The organism is Shigella sp. FC1967 (assembly GCF_001743005.1).
Taxonomy (GTDB): domain Bacteria; phylum Pseudomonadota; class Gammaproteobacteria; order Enterobacterales; family Enterobacteriaceae; genus Proteus.
The window spans coordinates 1-5,410 of record NZ_MIIZ01000658.1; the positions used below are offsets into that span (position 1 = coordinate 1).

A 5,410-nucleotide genomic window follows, 5' to 3' on the forward strand; every position below is an offset into this window, starting at 1 on the left:
AAATTTAGAAGGTATTAACGGTGGTTAATAATTTAAGTGCATATTTTAATAAAAGAAAAAATGACGACATTAAGAGAGCGTTAATAAAACGGAATATAGATTAAGAGTATATTAATTCGATGACCATTTAGTTATATGAATTGGTTTATCCCAATTATTAAAGCGTAATCCTTTACCGGTTCTATTTCCGTTAGCATCTAATATCTCATAGTACTCTTCAACGATTTGGCTACGGCCACGTTGCCATTCATTGGCTGTTGCAAAAGGATCAATTAAATAGATATCACCGACAACAGTATATAACTCACCTAAATAGCGAATTTTCTTCGTACTACTATTTGAATAGTGAGAAAACATAATTTGGTAGGTTTTATAGTGTTCAGGTTGACCATAAGGACCATACTTCATGGCGATGTAACGAATACCTTGAGGATCAGAATGGCTAGCACCACCTGGAACAGGCATGTCTGGGGTGATATTAAAAAGAGTATATCGAGAGGTTGCGGCGGGTTGTCTTAATGCTTGTCGATAACTTTGTGTATCTAATCCTGAGGCTGTCCATGTTCTATCCACTAAGCCATCTCCTGCCAAACAGGAAACAGATAATCCTAATAATGAAAGAATTATAAATAGGGACTTAGTAGACATAAATACTCCTTTATTGCCATTATGATGCCAAAAAATAAGGTATTTATTCCGTGAAACAGAGGTGTAGAACCCTGTTATTTCTTGCTGTTATCCAATTTCATTCCGAAAGGTTATCAAAAATAGAGAATAAGTGATTATATTTTAATCAGAAAATACGTTTTTATATTGAGAAAGATATAAGGATTAGCAGGTGAAAACGTATGAGTACATTTAAAACATTACGTTGTTGCGACTGTGCAGTTTCAACATAAAGCAAACAACAAAGTTTATAATTTATCAAAAATTCATCAATTTATAGATAATGCCATCAGTGAAAAAGTGAATGTATTAGTGTTTCCTGAAATGTGCATTACAGGGTATTGGCATGTTCCTAAATTGCCAGAACATGCAATCTATGCATTAAGTGAACGAGTCTCTAACTGTGGTGACAGTGGATCTTTAGCGTTAATAAAACAAAAAGCGATAGCACATCAAATGGCGATAGGTGTCGGGCTTATTGAACGAGCCGAAGACAATACACTCTATAATACATGGGTTGTTTGTATGCCTGATGGCTCTTTGCATAAACATCGGAAATTACATGCCTTCGAACATCCGATCATCAAAAGTGGTGAACAATACACCGTATTTGAAACGCCTTGGGGCGTTAAAATGGGAGTATTAATTTGCTGGGATAATAACTTGATAGAAAATGCACGTGCTAATGCGTTACTCGGCGCCGATATTTTACTCGCACCTCATCAAACGGGGGGGACAAATTCACGTAGTCCACAGAGTATGAAGCCTATTCCCATGGCGCTTTGGGAAAATCGACATCATGATCCACAATCATTACAAGAGGCATTTCAAGGTGAGCATGGAAGAGGTTGGTTAATGCGTTGGTTACCAGCAAGAGCTCATGATAACGGTATGTTTGTATTATTTAGTAATGGTGTCGGTCGTGATGAAGAAGAGATCCGCACAGGAAATGCCATGATCCTTGACCCTTATGGGCGCGTAATAAAAGAGAGCAAAGCGATTAATGATGATATGGTGATTGCGGATCTTGACCTTACATTATTAGACAAATCAACAGGAAGACGCTGGATAACAGGGCGAAGGCCTGAACTTTATTCGATATTAACGACAAAATTAGGAAATGAACAAGATCCTATTTCGGTTCGATTTGGTAAAGCGTAATTTAATAAAAAACAGCTTTCATTTTGTGAGCTGTTTTTGTATTAGCTAAAGAATAATCTCAATTTAATCTATTCTCTTTGCTTATCAATACATTGGTGTTAGTTGTTAATTTTATTTATTTATTTTATGTTAGAATAATAAAAGGAAAAATAAGATAGGATTAATGATTAATCATGGATACCCGTTTATTGAATGCTTTTGTTGTTTTAGCTGAAACAGAACATTTTGGTGCGGCTTCATCAAGGCTTTGTATTAGCCAACCGGCACTCACTAAACAGATAAAAACACTGGAATCTCAGTTTGGTGTCACACTTTTTCAACGTGGACGTCATGGTGCAAAATTAACGCCCGAAGGACAGTATTTACTGAGTCAATCGCAATCAGTTTTAAGAGAAGCTCGCGTTCTAGAAAAACAAGCTCGTCAATTAAGTGAACCCCAAAAAGTAGCACTTTATGCTGGATTTGGTTTGTCTTCTTTAAATTTTATTACTCCATTATTGGCAAAATTTAATCACGTATATCCTAATATTACGGTTCATATTGATGATATGCCTTCTAATACAATGGAAGATAAATTACTTTTAGGTGAGCTTGATCTCGCATTTTCTCGTTTACCTGTTACAGAGCCACTTAAAGGTGTTTCATTAGTACAAGAGCGATTGATGTTAGCAATCCCTACACAAACGATTAAGGTATTAGAGGCTGATGATGATCCATTACACTACTTTAATACGCTTGGGCTTATTCAGTTGGTTCCTGAAAAAGGAAAAAAATTGTATCAACAAATCCGTGATTTTTTAAAGCATCATCAAATAAAGCCTCGAGTATTACAACAATCACAAGATATTCAAACGCAGTTAGCGTTAGTTGCTGCGGGATTAGGAATGGCATTGGTGCCTAAAAATGCAGAACTTATTTGTGATAAACAAAAAGTAACACTATTACCACTTTCAGGTTTATATACACAATGGGGAATAGGTGTTATTTGGAATAATAATATTCAGAATAAAGATCGTGATCTTTTTATAAAAATAATTTCTGATGAAATAAATAAAATATAATAAAAATTTTTTTAACTTTAGAATTGATGATATTTGAAATAGACGTCTTATAACAAGGTATATATTTTAAATATCAATTAGTTTTGAAATAAATAAAAAGAAACAATTGCGATCTTGTTCACAAAAATAAATATAAAATCGTTTTTTGTTTTTTATGTCTTTAAATAAAAAGTTAAATTAAATCATTTGGTTAATTTAATTGTTATAATATAAGTAAGGTTAATTAAAATCTCCGTAATTAAAATGTGTTATTTACAATGAGGGGGATTTGTTTCATATTACCTACGCCCCGAAACAGCAAGCTTTATATTCGTAAGTAAAGCTGTAAAGATGAAATATTAATATCTCTGTAAGTGGCTACTTATTATTTATAATAAGTAGCCACACCCTCAAGTTAATAATAAGGAAGTTATTATGAATAAACGAAATAAATTAGTCTGCGCATTATTTATATTAATGGGGACTCATACTGTACATGCTGAAATACATTCTAATCAAAGTGGGCCTTTTACGACGATGAAAGTAGGGGCTAGTGATCCTATACAACGTGGTCATAGCCAAATCCCCGGTGGAGAGCCAGGTGTGGGTATTAGTACAGTAGGAGGAGGGAAAAAAATTGGTTTTGCTTCGTTAACTTCGCCAAGAATGAGTGGTGGGGCGGATAGTAATGGAATTTATACTATTCAACCGAATGAAAGTACGCCCGCTAGTCACCGTAATATGGGCGTTTTTCACTTTGCCAAAATCACGGATGCCAATGTCTATTTTGGTGACTGGGCAAAAACAACATCAGCAACAGATGCAACACATCAAACCTATTATGTGGGGAAAGATGTTACCACCACATTACCAACAAATAGCGCCACTTATACGGTAACAGGGATTAGCCAATACAGTGGTAGTAACCTATTTTCGGGTTCATTTGATGTTGATTTCTCACAAAAGAAAATTGAAGGTTCATTGGCGAATAGCCAACGTACGGTCGAGTTAGAAGGTGGAAATCTTTATACCGCAAATAACCAAGTAACGTTTTCTGCCGATGCGAAAGAAGGTACAACATCAGGGGTTGTTGAAGGTGCTTTCTTTGGTGAAAGCGCTGAAACGTTAGCGGGTATTGTGGTGTTTAGTTCGGATCACACAAAAGATATCGGTTTTGGTGGTACGAAAAATAGCAGTGAAAGTGAAGAAATAACAGCAAGCACGGATGCTTCTTAATTTTTTCAAGAATAATAATATTATAAATTTGTTTGGTAATACAATCGGTTAATTCTTTAAATGTGGTATTAGTGGTCATTAAGCTAAATGTTAGCAACAGATAATCCGGTATAGGGTTTATCTGTTTTTTTTTATTAAAAATAAACCGAACTTTAAGGAATAGGTCAGTTTTTATTATAAGGATATACCATGCATTATTATCAAAAACGAATGGAATTATTTTTTATTATCAGTGTGTTATTTATTCCATTAAACGTTAATGCCAAAGAGATTAATTCTGTTTTATTCTCCTATCATTCACCTCAACACCAAGTTGCCCAACTAGGGCAACAACTTTATCGTGCTTTGCAGCAACAGCAGTGGAAAAAGGCTGAAGAACTACTACTGGACTATCAACAATTGCCTTTACATGAAACACTATTAATTGATTACGCTAAAGCGATTTTAGCTCAAGCCAAGGGCGATTTTTTAAACGCTGAATTTTATTATCAGCAACAACTTAAGCAAAAAGCCGATTTTATCCCAGCGCAAACAGGATTAATTCAGCTTTATTTTCATTTGCGAGAATATAAAAAAGCACAACGACAACTCAATCAATTGAGTAATCTGGTTGATTTACCTAACGATATTATTCAATCAATTAAGGTTTATAAGGTTAAGTTAGCCTCTTATTTTCAAGGGCAACGTTTCTATCAACTTAACTTTTTTTTATAATGATAATATTAACCATGCACCTGATTTAGCTGAACATATTGTCTCTCACTCAACGCAAAGAACAATCACGTTAAGGGGAGCAAAGCCCATTACATCAACAGGGTTAACGCATTATTTTTCTTTTTATCAACCTTTTATTATTTATTCTCATCATACTTTTTTCTTCCTATTCTTATGCTCGATATATTGATTATCACTCTTACCGTAGCGCTAATTTTCTTGCGTTATATACACAACTGGATTATCGCTATCAAAAATCTCAATATCAATGGTCAATAACACCGTATTACGAAATAAAAAAAAAACACCAACTCAATATGAATATCAAGCATGGGGGAAGTGAAACACAATTATCTTATTTGATTAATAAAAAAGCAAAACTATTAATTTAAGCTTTGATTATAAAATAAAGAAATATCAAAAAGCGCTAAATAATTTAAATAGTCAGCGAGTGAGTTATAGTACTAACCATAACTATTATTTTAATAATAAACTACGCTTAGTTAATCAATTAAATTATCAATTTGGGTGTAAAAAAAATACTTTATTAAATTATCAGCAGTATGGTATAAAAACGGGTGTTTATTATCCAT

Annotated in this window: 5 protein-coding genes; 4 read left to right on the forward strand and 1 reads right to left on the reverse strand. The window is 33.8% G+C overall.

The window, feature by feature from the left end:
• Window positions 1-111: 111 nt before the first annotated feature.
• Window positions 112-648, reverse strand: a complete 537-nt coding sequence (umoA, locus tag BHE89_RS08920) for a UmoA family flagellar biogenesis regulator (RefSeq protein ID WP_069367366.1) — start codon at window positions 646-648, stop codon at window positions 112-114.
• A 234-nt stretch (window positions 649-882) separates the two neighbouring features.
• Between umoA and BHE89_RS08925 the strand changes: the two genes are divergently transcribed.
• From BHE89_RS08925 to BHE89_RS08940, 4 genes are all read left to right on the forward strand, one after another.
• The gene (locus BHE89_RS08925; protein WP_128860410.1) at window positions 883-1,827 is read left to right on the forward strand and encodes a nitrilase family protein; all 945 of its coding nucleotides are present in this window, start codon (window positions 883-885) and stop codon (window positions 1,825-1,827) included.
• Between the two features lie 173 nt (window positions 1,828-2,000).
• The gene (locus BHE89_RS08930) at window positions 2,001-2,888 is read left to right on the forward strand and encodes a LysR family transcriptional regulator (protein WP_128860411.1); all 888 of its coding nucleotides are present in this window, start codon (window positions 2,001-2,003) and stop codon (window positions 2,886-2,888) included.
• 414 nt (window positions 2,889-3,302) lie between these two features.
• A complete protein-coding gene (locus BHE89_RS08935) occupies window positions 3,303-4,103 on the forward strand; it encodes a Slam-dependent surface lipoprotein (protein WP_069367363.1) in 801 nt (266 codons plus the stop codon).
• Window positions 4,104-4,292: 189 nt separating this feature from the next.
• Window positions 4,293-4,817 (forward strand): tetratricopeptide repeat protein, encoded by a 525-nt coding sequence (locus tag BHE89_RS08940; RefSeq protein ID WP_128860412.1) that lies wholly within the window; start codon window positions 4,293-4,295, stop codon window positions 4,815-4,817.
• Window positions 4,818-5,410 lie beyond the last annotated feature (593 nt).